Source organism: Mycolicibacterium sp. MU0053 (genome assembly GCF_963378095.1).
Lineage (GTDB): Bacteria > Actinomycetota > Actinomycetes > Mycobacteriales > Mycobacteriaceae > Mycobacterium > Mycobacterium burgundiense.
This window is the reverse complement of record NZ_OY726397.1, coordinates 4,075,458-4,089,474: the sequence shown is the minus strand read 5'-3', so window position 1 is coordinate 4,089,474 and position 14,017 is coordinate 4,075,458. Positions and strand designations below refer to the sequence as shown.

The 14,017-nt window shown below is 67.3% G+C and carries 18 protein-coding genes and 1 tRNA gene; 11 read left to right on the top strand and 8 right to left on the bottom strand.

The features are described 5' to 3' along the window. Window positions 1–8: 8 nt before the first annotated feature. The 7 genes from hadC to RCP80_RS19360 all read left to right on the top strand — a co-directional run bounded on the left by hadC (window position 9) and on the right by RCP80_RS19360 (window position 4,155). The gene (gene hadC / locus RCP80_RS19390) at window positions 9–512 is read left to right on the top strand and encodes a (3R)-hydroxyacyl-ACP dehydratase subunit HadC (RefSeq protein ID WP_308479222.1); all 504 of its coding nucleotides are present in this window, start codon (window positions 9–11) and stop codon (window positions 510–512) included. Between the two features lie 198 nt (window positions 513–710). Next, window positions 711–783: transfer RNA gene (locus RCP80_RS19385), tRNA-Trp, on the top strand. 85 nt (window positions 784–868) lie between these two features. Further along, entirely contained in the window at window positions 869–1,321 is a 453-nt protein-coding gene (gene secE / locus RCP80_RS19380; protein ID WP_308479221.1) for a preprotein translocase subunit SecE, read from the top strand. A 36-nt stretch (window positions 1,322–1,357) separates the two neighbouring features. Next, window positions 1,358–2,149, top strand: coding sequence for a transcription termination/antitermination protein NusG (gene nusG, locus RCP80_RS19375; protein ID WP_308479220.1), 792 nt, complete (start codon window positions 1,358–1,360; stop codon window positions 2,147–2,149). A gap of 78 nt (window positions 2,150–2,227) precedes the next feature. Then, on the top strand, window positions 2,228–2,656 hold the full coding sequence (gene rplK, locus RCP80_RS19370) for a 50S ribosomal protein L11 (protein WP_308479219.1): 429 nt from the start codon (window positions 2,228–2,230) through the stop codon (window positions 2,654–2,656). A 98-nt stretch (window positions 2,657–2,754) separates the two neighbouring features. After that, on the top strand, window positions 2,755–3,462 hold the full coding sequence (gene rplA / locus RCP80_RS19365) for a 50S ribosomal protein L1 (RefSeq protein ID WP_308479218.1): 708 nt from the start codon (window positions 2,755–2,757) through the stop codon (window positions 3,460–3,462). Window positions 3,463–3,486: 24 nt separating this feature from the next. Then, on the top strand, window positions 3,487–4,155 hold the full coding sequence (locus RCP80_RS19360; protein ID WP_373693381.1) for a M15 family metallopeptidase: 669 nt from the start codon (window positions 3,487–3,489) through the stop codon (window positions 4,153–4,155). Here RCP80_RS19360 and RCP80_RS19355 read toward each other — a convergent pair whose 3' ends face one another. The 6 genes from RCP80_RS19355 to RCP80_RS19330 form a co-directional block, all read right to left on the bottom strand. After that, window positions 4,156–5,016, bottom strand: a complete 861-nt coding sequence (locus RCP80_RS19355) for a cyclopropane mycolic acid synthase family methyltransferase (protein ID WP_308479216.1) — start codon at window positions 5,014–5,016, stop codon at window positions 4,156–4,158. A gap of 89 nt (window positions 5,017–5,105) precedes the next feature. Beyond that, on the bottom strand, window positions 5,106–5,972 hold the full coding sequence (locus tag RCP80_RS19350; protein WP_308479215.1) for a cyclopropane mycolic acid synthase family methyltransferase: 867 nt from the start codon (window positions 5,970–5,972) through the stop codon (window positions 5,106–5,108). Between the two features lie 167 nt (window positions 5,973–6,139). Beyond that, window positions 6,140–6,991, bottom strand: a complete 852-nt coding sequence (locus RCP80_RS19345; protein WP_308482932.1) for an alpha/beta fold hydrolase — start codon at window positions 6,989–6,991, stop codon at window positions 6,140–6,142. 65 nt (window positions 6,992–7,056) lie between these two features. Next, window positions 7,057–8,427, bottom strand: coding sequence for an ABC1 kinase family protein (locus tag RCP80_RS19340; protein ID WP_308479214.1), 1,371 nt, complete (start codon window positions 8,425–8,427; stop codon window positions 7,057–7,059). 63 nt (window positions 8,428–8,490) lie between these two features. Next, the gene (locus RCP80_RS19335) at window positions 8,491–9,087 is read right to left on the bottom strand and encodes a DinB family protein (RefSeq protein WP_308479213.1); all 597 of its coding nucleotides are present in this window, start codon (window positions 9,085–9,087) and stop codon (window positions 8,491–8,493) included. Window positions 9,088–9,089: 2 nt separating this feature from the next. After that, complete coding sequence (locus tag RCP80_RS19330; protein WP_308479212.1) at window positions 9,090–9,626, bottom strand: DinB family protein; 537 nt, start codon at window positions 9,624–9,626, stop codon at window positions 9,090–9,092. A gap of 62 nt (window positions 9,627–9,688) precedes the next feature. Between RCP80_RS19330 and RCP80_RS19325 the strand changes: the two genes are divergently transcribed. Continuing rightward, window positions 9,689–10,636, top strand: coding sequence for a helix-turn-helix transcriptional regulator (locus RCP80_RS19325; protein ID WP_308479211.1), 948 nt, complete (start codon window positions 9,689–9,691; stop codon window positions 10,634–10,636). On the opposite strand, the gene RCP80_RS19320 is transcribed toward RCP80_RS19325, so the two are convergent. Next, a complete protein-coding gene (locus RCP80_RS19320; protein ID WP_308479210.1) occupies window positions 10,633–10,824 on the bottom strand; it encodes a hypothetical protein in 192 nt (63 codons plus the stop codon). The genes RCP80_RS19325 and RCP80_RS19320 overlap by 4 nt on opposite strands. Window positions 10,825–10,978: 154 nt before the next feature. Here RCP80_RS19320 and RCP80_RS19315 point away from each other — a divergent pair, with 154 nt between their 5' ends. The 3 genes from RCP80_RS19315 (at window position 10,979) to rplL (ending at window position 13,243) form a co-directional block, all read left to right on the top strand. Then, window positions 10,979–11,887, top strand: coding sequence for an ROK family protein (locus RCP80_RS19315; RefSeq protein WP_308479209.1), 909 nt, complete (start codon window positions 10,979–10,981; stop codon window positions 11,885–11,887). Between the two features lie 315 nt (window positions 11,888–12,202). Further along, a complete protein-coding gene (rplJ, locus tag RCP80_RS19310; RefSeq protein WP_308479208.1) occupies window positions 12,203–12,802 on the top strand; it encodes a 50S ribosomal protein L10 in 600 nt (199 codons plus the stop codon). A gap of 48 nt (window positions 12,803–12,850) precedes the next feature. Next, window positions 12,851–13,243 (top strand): 50S ribosomal protein L7/L12, encoded by a 393-nt coding sequence (gene rplL, locus RCP80_RS19305; RefSeq protein ID WP_308479207.1) that lies wholly within the window; start codon window positions 12,851–12,853, stop codon window positions 13,241–13,243. A 63-nt stretch (window positions 13,244–13,306) separates the two neighbouring features. On the opposite strand, the gene RCP80_RS19300 is transcribed toward rplL, so the two are convergent. Further along, a complete protein-coding gene (locus RCP80_RS19300) occupies window positions 13,307–14,011 on the bottom strand; it encodes a TetR/AcrR family transcriptional regulator (protein ID WP_373693380.1) in 705 nt (234 codons plus the stop codon). Window positions 14,012–14,017 lie beyond the last annotated feature (6 nt).

Here is a 14,017-nt window from a genome sequence, read left to right as displayed (position 1 = left end):
TTCAACTCATGGCGCTCAAGACCGATATCCGTGGCATGGTCCACAAGTACGACGACTATTTCGTGGTGGGTCGGGAAAAGGTCCGCGAATATGCGAAGGCGGTCAAGAACGACGACCCGTCGTTCTACGACGAGGCGGCCGCGGCCGAACTGGGCTACGACTCGCTGCTGGCCCCGCTGACCTTCGTCTCGACCGTCGCGCTGATCGTGCAGCAGGACTTCTTCCGCAAAGTCGACGTCGGCATGGAAACCATGCAGATCGTCCAGGTGGATCAGCAGTTCGTGTACCACCAGCCGATCAAGGTCGGCGATCACCTGCATCCCGTGATGACCGTGCAGTCGGTGGTCGAGCGCTTCGGTGCCGACATCGTGGTTACCCGAAACACGCTGACCAACCAGCACGGCGAAGTGGTCCTGGAAGCGTTCACCACGTTGATGGGCCAGCAGGGCGACGAGTCCGCCAAGGTCAAATTCGACGTCGCGACCGGTCAGGTCACCCGGGTGGCGGATTAGCGCGATCCCGCACCGCGGATTAGTGGAACCGAGTTTCCCCGATGTACACTCGTACCTCGGGGTTCTCCCAGACAAGCGCGCTGTCCGTCGGTTCGCCAAGGACCGTTCGGAGAGCGCGCGAGTTGTGTGGGGCTCTTGCGGCTAGTACGAACTGAGACAAACTAGCGTGTGACGGTGAGGAGTGCCGCAGGGACTCGAAGGGGCGTAGCTCAACTGGCAGAGCAGCGGTCTCCAAAACCGCAGGTTGCAGGTTCAAGTCCTGTCGCCCCTGCTCAAGTGAATATGGCAATGGTGGACACTGGAGAGATGCGAAGTAACGGGCCCGGCGGGCAGCGGATGGAGCTAAGGAGCGTGCGGTGAGCGACGAGCGCGACAGTGCCGACGCCAATAGCGACGGCGCCGAAGACGACGCCCGGGCCGATGCGGCCGAAACCCAGCGTGGCGGCCAGACGGCGGTCGTTGCGCCGGCGCGTCCGACCGGCAAGCGGTCCCGCCAGCGTGCGCTGAGCACGACCGCGGCCGAGGCCGACGCGGACACCGAGGGCGCCGAGGGCCCCGCGAAGACCGCCAAGGTCAGCAAGGCCAAGAAGGCCAAGGCCGCATCCGGTGGCGGTGTTCTGGCGCCATTCAAGTTCGTCTGGACCTACCTGACCGAGGTCGTCAACGAGCTGCGCAAGGTCATCTGGCCGAACCGCAAGCAGATGGTGACCTACACGACGGTGGTGTTGCTGTTCCTGGCGTTCATGGTGGCGATGATTGCGCTGGCCGATATGGGGCTGGCCAGACTGGTTCTGCTGGTGTTCGGCTAGAACCGACGATTTTTACGTGAGGAAGGACTGACAACCGTGACTAGCTTCGAGGGCGACACGCCCGCGAGTGAGTCGGGCGACAACGGAGACGTCATCATCGACGAGACGATCACCGATACGCCCGGAGACTCGGCGTCCGCGGATGCAGCTCCGGCCGAGGATGTGCAGGACGCTGCGGCCGCTGAGGAGCCCGAGGTCGAGGAGGACCCGGCCGCCGCGCTCAAGCGTGAGCTGCGCGCCAAGCCCGGCGACTGGTACGTCATCCACTCCTACGCCGGCTACGAGAACAAGGTGAAGGCCAACCTCGAGACCCGGGTGCAGAACCTCGACGTCGGCGACTACATCTTCCAGGTCGAGGTGCCGACCGAGGAAGTCACCGAGATCAAGAACGGCCAGCGCAAGCAGGTCAACCGCAAGGTGCTGCCGGGCTACATCCTGGTCCGGATGGATCTGACCGACGATTCGTGGTCGGCGGTGCGCAACACTCCCGGTGTGACCGGCTTCGTCGGCGCCACGTCGCGGCCGACGTCGCTGTCGCTGGACGATGTCGTGAAGTTCCTGCTGCCGCAGGGCGCGGCCAAGAAGGCGGCCAAGTCCACCGCGGCCGCCGGCTCCGGTGCCTCCAGTGAGGCCAGCCTGGAGCGTCCCGAGATCCTGGTCGACTACGAAGTCGGCGAGTCGGTCACCGTCATGGACGGTCCGTTTGCGACGTTGCCGGCCTCCATCAGCGAGGTCAACGCGGAGCAGCAGAAGCTCAAGGTGCTGGTGTCCATCTTCGGCCGCGAAACACCTGTCGAGCTGACCTTCGGTCAGGTTGCCAAGATTTAGTCCGGTCCGCCGGGCTAGCAAGCGGGTGCGAACGCGCCCATCGAACAAGTAGCAAGCAAGTAAGGAAACACCACACCCATGGCCCCGAAGAAAAAGGTCGTCGGGCTGATCAAGTTGCAGATCCAGGCCGGGCAGGCCAACCCCGCCCCGCCCGTGGGTCCCGCGCTCGGTCAGCACGGCGTCAACATCATGGAGTTCTGCAAGGCGTACAACGCGGCGACGGAGTCGCAGCGCGGCAACGTCATCCCCGTGGAGATCAGCGTCTACGAGGACCGCAGCTTCACCTTTGCCCTGAAGACCCCGCCGGCCGCCAAGCTGCTGCTTAAGGCCGCCGGCGTGCAGAAGGGCTCCGGCACCCCGCACACCGACAAGGTCGCCAAGATCAGCTGGGACCAGGTTCGCGAGATCGCCGAGACCAAGAAGGAAGATCTCAACGCCAACGACATCGACGCTGCCGCCAAGATCATCGCCGGCACCGCCCGCTCAATGGGCATCACCGTCGAGTAGCTTGCCGATCGACCGGACAGAAGTCGAGTAGTCGACTTGTAGTGGGAGGGCTGGCATCGGCCCGACAACCACAACCAACGACAATTGATTGGATACCAATGAGCAAGAACAGCAAGGCCTTCCGCGAAGCCGCCGAGAAGGTGGATCGCGACAAGCTCTACTCCCCGCTCGAGGCGGCCAAGTTGGCCAAGGAGACGTCGTCGAAGAAGCAGGACGCCACCGTTGAGGTCGCGATCCGGCTCGGCGTCGACCCCCGCAAGGCCGACCAGATGGTGCGTGGCACCGTCAATCTGCCCAATGGCACCGGTAAGACCGCCCGCGTTGTGGTGTTCGCGGTCGGCGAGAAGGCCGAGGAGGCCTTGGCCGCCGGCGCCGACGAGGTGGGTAGCGACGACCTGATCGAGAAGATCCAGGGTGGTTGGGTCGACTTCGACGCCGCCATCGCGACCCCCGATCAGATGGCCAAGGTCGGTCGGATCGCCCGGGTGCTGGGTCCGCGTGGCCTGATGCCGAACCCCAAGACCGGCACGGTGACCCCGGATGTCGCCAAGGCCGTGACCGACATCAAGGGCGGCAAGATCAACTTCCGCGTCGACAAGCAGGCCAACCTGCACTTCGTGATCGGCAAGGCGTCCTTCGACGAGGCCAAGCTGGTGGAGAACTACGGCGCCGCGCTCGATGAGATCCTGCGCGCCAAGCCCGCGTCCTCGAAGGGCCGCTACCTGAAGAAGATCGTGGTCTCGACGACCACCGGCCCGGGCATCCCGGTCGACCCGTCGATCACGCGCAACTTCGCCGAGGCGTAGACAGATTCTGCACAGGTGGACCTGATGCGCCGAGTCCCTCGACTCGCGCGCATCGGGTCCACCTTCGTTTTGGGAGCGCTATTGATGGCCACCCCGCTGAGCGCCGACGCCGAACCGGCCGGGCCCGTCGATGCGGCGGGTCGCGCCGGCCTCGTCGACGTGCGCGGTGTGCTCCCGGATGCGATCGTCGATCTGCGCTACGCCACCGCCGACAACTTCCTGGGCGTCCGCCTCTATCCGGCCGACGCGCGCTGCCTGGTTCATGAATCGTTGGTGGCGAGCCTGATCACGGCGGCCGAAGTCGCAGGCGCCCAAGGCAATCGGTTGGTGTTCTGGGATTGCTACCGGCCGCATGAGGTGCAGGTGCGGATGTTCGAGGTGGTGCCGAACCCCAACTGGGTGGCCCGTCCCGGCACCTCGGCGCGCAGCCACACCGCGGGTCGATCGGTGGACGTCACGCTTGCCGACCGCACCGGCCGACTGCTGGACATGGGCACCGACTTCGATGAGTTCTCACCCCGGGCGCCGGCGTACGCCACCGCCGGTGTGACGCCCGCCGCCCAGGCCAACCGGGCCCTGCTCCGTGCCGCGATGACCGCGGGCGGCTTCACCGTTTACGACGGGGAATGGTGGCACTTCGACGGCCCCGGTGCCCGCGAGCCGCGCCCGCTGCTGGACGTGCCGCTGCGCTGATCACTTCCGCAGCGTGAACTGGTGGACGCTGGTGTGGCCGACGCGGAACAGGTTGACGCAACCGTTGAGGTATTTGTCGTACCGGTCGTAGACCTCCTGGGACTGCACCCGGATCGCCTCTTCGCGGTGCGCCGCCAGCTGCTCGGCCCAGATCTGCAGCGTCCGCACGTAATGCGGGCCGATCTCCTGCAGCTGGGACAGCTCGAATCCGGCGCGTTGCGAATGCTCCTGCACCTTCTCCACCGAGGGCAGCCGACCACCCGGGAAGATCTCGGTCATGATGAATTTCGCGAACCGCGCCAGTTCGAAGGTCATCGGTAGACCCAGTTCCTTGGCCTTGCGCATGTCGAACCCGGTAATGCAGTGCAGCAACATCACGCCGTCGTCGGGCAGCGACGTGTAGGCCATGTCGAAGAAGTCGTCGTAGCGTTCGAACCCGAAGTGCTCGAAGGCGCCGATCGACACGATGCGGTCGACCTTGTCGTCGAACTCTTCCCAGCCCTGCAACCGGACGTCGATGCTGCGTTGGGTGGGCACCTTCGCCAACTTCTCGATGGCGTACTTGCGTTGCTCACCGGACAGCGTCAGCCCGATGACGTTGACGTCGTATTTCTCGATGGCGCGTTGCATACAGGCGCCCCAGCCGCAGCCGACATCCAGCAGCGTCATCCCGGGTTCGAGGCCCAACTTGCCCAGGGCCAGGTCGAACTTCGCGATCTGGGCCTCGTCGCCCGTCATGTCCTCGCGCTCAAAATAACCGCAGGTATAGCCCATCGTCGGGCCGAGGAAGAGTTCGTAGAACTCGTTCGAAATGTCGTAAATGGACTGCAGTTCTTCGTACTTTGGTTTCAGATTTGACATCGGTGCAAACTCCCACCCACTCGTGATCCCTCCTAAACGCTAGCCCATTCGGACCGCGTCAGAAGCGCGCCGCCTTCGGAAAATCGGGATCAGATTTTTTTCAAAGTGAACTGGCAAACATCGGTGTGACGGTTGCGAAATAACTTGGCGCACCCGGTGAGATATTTCATGTAGCGGTCGTAAACCTCTTGCGACTGGAGCGCGATTGCCTGGTCCCGGTGCTCTTCGAGCGCCTGCGCCCACAGGTCCAAGGTGCGGGCGTAGTGCAACCGCAGCGGCTGAACACGTTGTACCTCAAAGCTTTCCGCGACCGCGTGATCCTGCACCAGTTCGATCGACGGCAGCCGGCCGCCGGGGAAGATCTCGGTGAGGATGAACTTGACGAACCGCGCCAGCTCGAACGTCAGCGGGATGCCGTCGGCCTGGGCGGTCTTCGGATTGAACGCGGTGATGGTGTGTAGCAACATCACCCCGTCGTCGGGCAGCGCCTTGTAGGCGTGTTGGAAGAAGTCGGCGTAGCGGTCGGGGCCGAAGTGCTCGAAGGCGCCGATCGACACGATGCGGTCGACGGGTTCGTAGAACTGCTCCCAGCCCTGCAGCAGCACCCGTTTCGAGCGCGGGCTGGGATCGTCGGCGAGCAGCTTTTCGACGTAGGCCTGCTGGTTGCGGCTCAACGTCAACCCGATGACGTTGACGTCGTATCGCTCCGCGGCGCGCTTCATCGTCGAACCCCAGCCGCATCCCACGTCGAGCAGCGTCATCCCGGGTTCGAGTCCGAGCTTGCCGAGGGCGAGGTCGATCTTGGCGAGCTGAGCTTCCTCCAGCGTCATGTCGTCGCGCTCGAAGTACGCGCAGCTGTAGGTCCGGGACGGGTCGAGGAACAGGCTGAAGAAGTCGTCGGACAGGTCGTAGTGCGCCTGCACGTCCTCGAAGTGCGGCTCGAGTGCCTTGGGCATTGCCGGGGGCTCCCCTTCGTCATGGTCAAAGGGGTAGGCGCACTGATTCCCCCGGAATCAGTGCTTCCACCCCCGTAGCAATTCACATGGTTGGGGGCGGGGCCGCGGGCTGGCAACGGTGGACGGGGGTCCGTCACAGTCCCGTCATCGATTGACGGGCCGCGTTCTCAGCCGCCGGCGGCCGAAAACGTGAGGTCAAGCTGGTCGACGATCGGGTCCCACAGTGGCTCGGGCAGGTCGTGGCCCATGCCCGGGAAAAGCACCAGGCGGGCGCCGGCGATGTTGTTGGCGACAGCGCGACCGCCGGACGGGCGCATCAGCCGGTCGGCGAGCCCGTGGATCACCACCGTGGGTGCGCTGATGCGCCGGTCGTAGTGGCGCAGGCTGCCGCTGCCGGTGATCGCACCGAACTGCCGCGCCACCCCGACCGGGTAATAGCTGCGGTCGTAGCCCTCGGCGGCTTGGGAGCGGATCTGTGCCTCGGCGGCCGGGTAGGCCGGGCTGCCGATGACCCGGGTGACCCGGACGGCGTTGTCGATGATGGCCTCGCGCGGCGCGTCCACCGGTGGGCCCTTGAGGACCGCGAACAGGGCCCGCGGATCCGGCGGCGGCAACGCCGCCTGGTTGTTGCTGGAGAAGATGACGCCCAGCGACCGGGTCCGTTCGGCATGGCGCGCGGCGACCACCTGGGCGATCATGCCGCCCATCGACGCGCCGACGATGTGCGCCCGATCGATGTCGAGGTGGTCGAGCAGCGCCGCGGCGTCGTCGGCCATGTCCTCGAGCGTGTAGATCGCCGGGCTGCGCAGGCCCAGCGCCGAGCGGACCATGCTCGGGTACTGCGAGCCGTCGACCCGCTGACCGTCGAGCTTGCTCGACAACCCGACATCGCGGTTGTCGAATCGGATGACCCGCAGGCCGCGGTCGACGAGCTTCTGGCAGAACGCCTTGCGCCACAACAGCAGCTGCGCACCCAGCCCCATGATCAGCAGCACCGCCGGGTCACCCGCGTGGCCCATGTCCTCGTAATAGATGTCAAGGTCACCGGAGCGGGCGGTGCCGCACCGGACGGTCTCCGGCTGCACTAAACCTCGATCTCCTCGTCGGACTTGTCCAGGTCTTGGCGGTGATCACGGCTGACCTCGACCATGAAGTTCGCGAAGTATCCGGAGAACTGCGGATCGCTCATCATCTGCCAGCTGGGTGCCAGCAGTTTCATGTACCGCTCGACATAGAGGAACTGTTTGCCGATCAGCACCAGCTCGCGGGGCAGCTTGACGTCGTAGGCGTCGGCCAGCGTCGAGAGCTGCTTGCCGATCTCGGCGTAGGACATATCGCCCAGCGACTTCATGCTCAGCGGCTGGGCGAACGCCTCCAAGTCCTTGGCCGCCTGCGCTTCGGGGCGGACGGTGCCGACCGCGCCGAGCAGCACCACGATCTTGCCCGCGGCGGCGTGGTCCTTCTTGACCAGCAGCGCGTAGATCAGCTCGCGCAGCAGCCAGCGGGTGCGCGGGTCGATCCGGCCCATGATGCCGAAATCCAGGAAGACGATCCGGCCCTGCCGGTCCACCAGCAGGTTGCCGGCGTGCAGGTCGCCGTGGAACAGGCCGTGGCGCAGGCCGCCCTCGAAGGTCGAGAACAGCAGCGCCTTGACCAGCTCGGTGCCGTCAAAATTCTGCTTGCGGATGGCGGCCACGTCGTCGATGCGCACGCCGTGCACGCGTTCCATGGTCAGCACCCGCTGCGAGGTGTAGTCCCAGTAGACGTCGGGCACCTTGATGTTCTTGCCCAGCGCGGACGAATGCAGGTGGCTGACCCAGGCCTCCATGGACTGCGCCTCGATGCGGAAGTCCAGCTCCTCGGCCAGGTTGTCGGAGAAGTCGGCCACCACATCCTGGGCCGACAGCCGGCGGCCCAGCTTCGCGAACTCGACGACCTGGGCGAAGCGCTTGAGGATCTGCAGATCGGCGGCCACCCGGCGACGGATGCCGGGGCGCTGGATCTTGACGACGACGTCCTCGCCGCTGTGCAAGGTCGCGAAGTGCACCTGCGCGATGGACGCCGAGGCGAACGGTGTCTCCTCGAAGTGTCTGAACAGGGTCTTCGGGTCGTCGCCGAGTTCCTCCTTGAACAGTTTCTGCACTTCAGCGGGGTCGGCGGGCGGCACGGCGTCGAGCAGGGTGCGGAATTCCCGGGACAGCGGTTCGCCGAACGCACCCGGGCTGGACGCGATGATCTGGCCGAACTTCACATAGGTGGGTCCGAGGTCGGCGAAGGCCTGTGGGATCTCCTTGATGACCTTGGTCTGCAGGCTTCCGCGGCCCGGCAGACGTAGCGCGACGCGGGCGGCGGTGCGGGTGAGCTGCCAGCCCGTCGTACCGACCCGGGCCGCCTCGAAGGGCAGCGGGACGCGGTCGAGCTTGACGACCTCCCGATGCTGATTGGTCGAACTCATTGTTGTAGTGTGCCAGTCCCGCCGCGCGGCTTTCCAATGCGTGCCCCCAGAGGGTGATCGCGCTCACTGCGACGGCCGCCATGGAGTCAGCCAGGGTTGCGGCTCCCACTGCTCGGCGGCCGCGATGAGTTCGTACATCGTGGCGCCGTCGATCGACTCGCGGATGATGTCCGCGTGCCCGGCATGCCGGGCCAGTTCACCGATCAGATGCAGGATCACCCAGCGCACCGACCACGCCTCGACGTCGCGTGGGAACCATGGCGCGTCGCGCGGCACCGGCACGGCGGCGTCGAGGTCCGCGGTCCCGATCAGGCGCAGCGACTCGGCGTTCTGTGCGCGTAGCGCGTCGATCAGGCCGGCCACGGTGTCCTCGGGCCCCATGACGTATTCGTCGGCGTACCCCGCCATCCGGTCCTCCATCGGCCGGTCGTCCGGCGGCGGGGTTCCCGGCGCTGCCGCGACGCGCGCCATCCAACCGCGTTGCACGCCCGCGGCGTGTTTGAGCAGGCCGCCGATCGACAGCGCGCTCGCGGCGGGGGTGGCGCGGGCCTGTTCGTCGGTCAGGCCGTGGGCGACGGCGAAGAATGCGCTCTGTTGATAGGCGAGGAAGCCGCACAGCGCATCGCGTTCGTCGCGGACCGGGGGTGCCAGAGCGGGCATGTTCAGTCGTCCTCTCGAATGGTGTTGTGCGCATACAGGTCTCGGAGCAATGAGATCTCGGCGCCGTGGTGGATGACCTCCCGGTTGATGTGCAGCACCAGGTCGATCATCGGGCGCTGGCCCCACGGCCCCTCGGCGGCCCCGATGGGTCGGTCGAGATCCGCCGCGCTCAGTGCGCCGACTCCGGCCATCCAGCGCCGGTAGGCGTCGTCGAGTTGGGTCAGCGCCGTCGCGGCGTCGGTGGCGTAATCCCAACTCTGATAGTCCGCGGGCGGCCCGGCGAAGTGGGAATGGTTACGCATGGCCAGCACGCCGACGATGACGTGCGCCAGTCGCCACGCGATCGTGGTGACCGGCGCCGGGTCGGGGGGCGGATAGCTGAAGTCGATGGACCCGTCGCGGTGCAGGGTCCAGCAGTCGGGCACGGGTTCCCAGAAGTACTCGGCATCGGTGAGGCCGTCCAGGCGTGGGCGCAGTTGTTGCGTCCAGTGCCACGAGAGTTGGTCCACCAGCGAGTTCACCAGGGTCGGAGTGGTCATGGGCCCAGCCTTCCAACAATTGCGGACTACATCTGTCCTAGAACCTGCGCGATACTCCTCTGGTGGCCGAAACCACCGGCCGGGTGCTGCGGCTGCTCGGCCTCCTGCAGGCGCGCCGGGTGTGGACCGGCCGCGAGCTCGCCCAGCGTCTCGGCGTGACCGGGCGCAGCGTGCGCCGGGACATCGAACGGCTGCGTGACCTCGGCTACCCGGTGCACGCGAGTCCCGGCCAGGGGGGCGGGTATCAGCTCGGTGCCGGGGCCGCCCTGCCGCCGCTGCTGCTCGACGGAGAGGAGGCCGTCGCGATGGCGGTGTGTCTGCGGCTCGCGGCGGGCAGCGGCGTGACCGGGGTCGGTGAGTCGGCGCTGCGTGCCCTGTCCAAGCTGGATCAGGTGCTGCCGGCACGGCTGCGGTCGCAGGTGGCGGCGGTGCACGGCGCGACGGTGACGCTGACCGCCGGCACCGACGGCCCGGTGGACCCGGTGTCGCTGATGACCCTGGCGCGGGCGTGCCGCGACCACGAACACGTCGGCCTGCAGTACCTGTCGGCGGCCGGCGCGCGCACCGATCGGCGTCTCGAGCCCTACCAGTTGGTGACCACGGGCCGGCGCTGGTACCTGTTGGCCTATGACCGCGACCGCGCGGACTGGCGCAGTCTGCGGCTGGACCGCATGAACGCTGTCACGGCCCAGGGCACGACGTTCGCGCCGCGCGAGGCGCCCGACGCGGCCGCGTTCGTGAGCCGGGCGTTGAGCAGCTCGTCCTACCGGTATGTGGCGAGGGTGCGTTATCACTGCTCGTATGAGGTTGTCGCACAGCATTTCTCGCCGAGTGCGGTGACCATCGAGGATGCGGGTCCGGACTCGTGCGTGGTGTCCACCGGCGGCGATGACCCGCAGCGGTTGGTGCTGTGGCTGGCGCTGGTCGGCCACGACTTCGACATCCTCGGGCCGCCGGAGGTCATCGCCGCCGCGCGGACCGTGTCACAGCGGCTGGCCCGCGCGTTCTAGCGCTGGTGGCCACCGATGCGGTGCCGCCATACCGTCGTCTGCGCGCCGTCGCGACGACGCGAGGAGGAATCGTGCCAGTGCAGGCGCAGCAGCAGCAGCCGTCGGTGGGCCTGCCAGCCGATCGACAGCGGGTCGCGCCACGGTGCTTTCCGGTGGGCCTCGGTGGGCATATGCAGGTTCTCGCTCACAGTGATTCCACTGTGACACGAGATGGCGAGGTCGGCATGCCGAGCAGGTCAGCAGTGTCTGAACGGTTGCCGAACAGTGTTCCAACCGCGCGTGCAGACAGCACGCGGGTGGTCCCGGCCCGCTCGCGACGGAGGTGGGGGAGTATCGGCACCGATGACCGACCTCACGCTGGCCCTCGACATCGGCGGCACCAAGATCGCCGCAGGCCTGGTCGACCCCGACGGCGCCGTGGTGCGCGCCGAGCGGTTGCCGACGCCACCCGTCGGGGCCGAGGCGATCTGGCGGGTCGTCGAGGACCTCATCGCCCGGATGACCACCGATGCGACCGTGCGCGGGGCGGGCATCGCCTCGGCCGGTCCGGTCGACCTGCCCGCCGGCACCGTCAGCCCCCTCAATGTGCCGTCCTGGCAAGGTTTCCCGATCCGCGACCGGGTCGCCGCGGCGCTCGGCGGCCGGCCCGTGCGGCTGGCCGGCGACGGTTTGTGCATGACCCTCGGCGAGCACTGGCGCGGCGCCGGACGGGGGACGCAGTTCCTGCTGGGCGCGGTGGTCTCGACCGGCGTCGGCGGCGGCCTGGTGCTCGACGGCAAGCCGTACGACGGCCGGACCGGCAACGCCGGGCACGTCGGGCACGTGGTGGTGGAGCCGGCCGGACCGGCGTGCTCCTGCGGGGGGCGGGGCTGCGTCGAGGTGTTCGCGGCGGGCCCGCGGATGGTGGCCTGGGCCCGCGAAAACGGCTGGGCCGCCGCCGAAGACGCCGACGCGAAGGTGCTGGGGGAGGCCGCCGCCGCGGGTGACCCGGTCGCGCTGCGGGCCTTCGAGCGCGGAGCGACCGCGATCGCCGCGATGATCGTCTCGGTGGCCGCGGTCTGCGATCTGGACCGGGTGGTCATCGGCGGTGGCGTGGCCCGCTCCGGCCCGGTGTTGTTCGATCCGGTGCGGGCCGCGCTGACGCGGTTCGCGGGGCTGAGCTTCCTGGCCGGTCTGACGGTGGTGCCCGCACAGCTGGGCGGGCGGGCCGGGCTGGTGGGTGCGGCGGCGCTGCTGCGCGACATCTCATAACGCGACGGGCCACCGTTGTACGGTTCCAGCCCGAACTCTGTACCAGGGTGGCCGCTCGCGCCGGGTGGGTGCGGGCCGTTTTGGCCGATCGGCCCATCGCGCGCTATATTTGTCGACGATCCACCGAAGACCGTCGGTTACCGAGCAATCGGTCGAAGGTCCGGGAACATCCCGGCGGCCCACGCAGGAGGACGAGGCAACGCCCGCTGAGAAGCAGGCTTTCACGCCCCGACCGCATCCTGCGTCGGGGCGTTCGTCGTTTCCGGGCGGTGGCGTACGCAAGCACGCTGGACAACACATCATCAGGAGGCATGCATGGCCAAGGCTGACAAGGCTACCGCCGTTGCAGAGATCACCGAGCAGTTCAAAGCCTCGACTGCGACCGTCATCACCGAGTACCGCGGTCTGACCGTGGCCAACCTCGTCGAGCTGCGTCGGTCGCTGGGCGACGCGGCGACGTATTCGGTCGCCAAGAACACGCTGGTCAAGCGTGCGGCCTCAGATGCCGGTGTCGAGGGGCTCGACGAGCTGTTCGTCGGCCCGACGGCGATCGCGTTCATCAACGGTGAGCCGGTCGACGCAGCCAAGGCGCTGAAGAAGTTCGCCAAGGACCACAAGTCCCTGGTGATCAAGGGCGGCTACATGGACGGCAAGCCGCTGACCGTCAGCGAGGTCGAGCGCATTGCCGATCTCGAATCGCGCGAGGTGCTGCTGACCAAGCTCGCCGGCGCGATGAAGGCGAACCTGACCAAGGCCGCCGTGCTGTTCAATGCGCCGGCGTCGCAGGTCGCCCGCCTGGCTGCCGCGTTGCAGGACAAGCGTGCTGCCGAGGCACCCGCCGAGGCCGCTGCGGAAGCACCCGCCGAGGCGGCTGCGGAGGCGCCCGTCGAGGCTGCCGCCGAGACAACCGAATAACCCGACCAAGCACATCCGTAGGAAACACATCCAGGAAGGACTGCCACCATGGCAAAGCTCAGCACCGATGAATTGCTCGACGCGTTCAAGGAACTGACCCTGCTCGAGCTCTCGGAGTTCGTGAAGAAGTTCGAGGAGACCTTCGAGGTCACCGCCGCCGCTCCGGTCGCCGTCGCCGCGGCCCCCGCCGCCGGTGGTGGCGGTGCCGCCGAGGCCGCCGAGGAGCAGTCGGAGTTCGACGTCATCCTCGAGGGTGCCGGTGACAAGAAGATCGGCGTCATCAAGGTCGTCCGCGAGATCGTCTCCGGCCTGGGCCTCAAGGAGGCCAAGGATCTCGTCGACAGTGCCCCCAAGGCAGTGCTCGAGAAGGTCGCCAAGGACGCGGCCGAGGATGCCAAGGCCAAGCTCGAGGCCGCCGGCGCTTCGGTGACCGTCAAGTAGTACCAGCTCTTCAGCAGAAAGCCCCCGAAAGATCAGCGGATCTTCGGGGGCTTTCTCGTTGCCTCACAGCGGTGGCGCCGCGGCGGAGCGGGAGGCCGCCACCGCTTCGGGCGCGTCGCCGAGGGCGAGCAGCGTGTTGGCCACCAGCTCGCCCAATACGGGCCGCAGCGCCGCGTCGCCGAAGTAGCCGGCCAGTTCGAGCATCACGAACCCATGCATCATCGTCCAGAACTGCGATGCGATGGCCAGCACCGCCGCGTCGTCGTCGGGGGAGCCCGCGCTGATCCGGCCCGCCACCATCGCGCGGTGCACATGCCGGACGACGTGCGCGAGGCTCGGATGGTGCTCGGTGATATCGGCGACCCGCAGCGTCAGGACATTGCGAGCCGGGGCGTTGATGCCGTGCGCGCTGGTGCTGCCGAACATCAGCCGGTACATGTGGGGCCGGCTGATCGCGAACCGCCGATAGGCCCCACCGCAGCGCAACAGATCGGCCACCGGGTCGTCGGTGAGCGGGATGCTCAGGGCCGCGTCGAATTGGCTCAGCCCCTCCTGGGCGACCGCGGCGATCAACCCGCGCATGCCGCCGAAGTGGGTGTACACGGCCATCGTCGAGTTGCCGACCGCACTGGTGACCTTGCGGGTCTGCAGCGCGTCGGGGCCGTGATCGTCGAGCAGCCCCACCGCGGCGTGTACCAGCTCGTCCCGCACGCTGCGCTGCGTCGAAGCTCCGGCTGCCGACGCCGTCCCAGAAGTCATCGTTGCCATCGTCTC

What these genes read in the sequence shown, in the direction of transcription:
- hadC (WP_308479222.1), top strand. Translation starts at nt 9, where the DNA reads ATGGCGCTCAAGACCGATATCCGTGGCATGGTCCACAAGTACGACGAC.
- rplK (WP_308479219.1), top strand. Translation starts at nt 2,228, where the DNA reads ATGGCCCCGAAGAAAAAGGTCGTCGGGCTGATCAAGTTGCAGATCCAG.
- rplA (WP_308479218.1), top strand. Translation starts at nt 2,755, where the DNA reads ATGAGCAAGAACAGCAAGGCCTTCCGCGAAGCCGCCGAGAAGGTGGAT.
- RCP80_RS19360 (WP_373693381.1), top strand. Translation starts at nt 3,487, where the DNA reads ATGCGCCGAGTCCCTCGACTCGCGCGCATCGGGTCCACCTTCGTTTTG.
- RCP80_RS19355 (WP_308479216.1), bottom strand. Translation starts at nt 5,016, where the DNA reads ATGTCAAATCTGAAACCAAAGTACGAAGAACTGCAGTCCATTTACGAC.
- RCP80_RS19350 (WP_308479215.1), bottom strand. Translation starts at nt 5,972, where the DNA reads ATGCCCAAGGCACTCGAGCCGCACTTCGAGGACGTGCAGGCGCACTAC.
- RCP80_RS19345 (WP_308482932.1), bottom strand. Translation starts at nt 6,991, where the DNA reads ATGGGCCACGCGGGTGACCCGGCGGTGCTGCTGATCATGGGGCTGGGT.
- RCP80_RS19340 (WP_308479214.1), bottom strand. Translation starts at nt 8,427, where the DNA reads ATGAGTTCGACCAATCAGCATCGGGAGGTCGTCAAGCTCGACCGCGTC.
- RCP80_RS19335 (WP_308479213.1), bottom strand. Translation starts at nt 9,087, where the DNA reads ATGCCCGCTCTGGCACCCCCGGTCCGCGACGAACGCGATGCGCTGTGC.
- RCP80_RS19330 (WP_308479212.1), bottom strand. Translation starts at nt 9,626, where the DNA reads ATGACCACTCCGACCCTGGTGAACTCGCTGGTGGACCAACTCTCGTGG.
- RCP80_RS19315 (WP_308479209.1), top strand. Translation starts at nt 10,979, where the DNA reads ATGACCGACCTCACGCTGGCCCTCGACATCGGCGGCACCAAGATCGCC.
- rplJ (WP_308479208.1), top strand. Translation starts at nt 12,203, where the DNA reads ATGGCCAAGGCTGACAAGGCTACCGCCGTTGCAGAGATCACCGAGCAG.
- rplL (WP_308479207.1), top strand. Translation starts at nt 12,851, where the DNA reads ATGGCAAAGCTCAGCACCGATGAATTGCTCGACGCGTTCAAGGAACTG.
- RCP80_RS19300 (WP_373693380.1), bottom strand. Translation starts at nt 14,011, where the DNA reads ATGGCAACGATGACTTCTGGGACGGCGTCGGCAGCCGGAGCTTCGACG.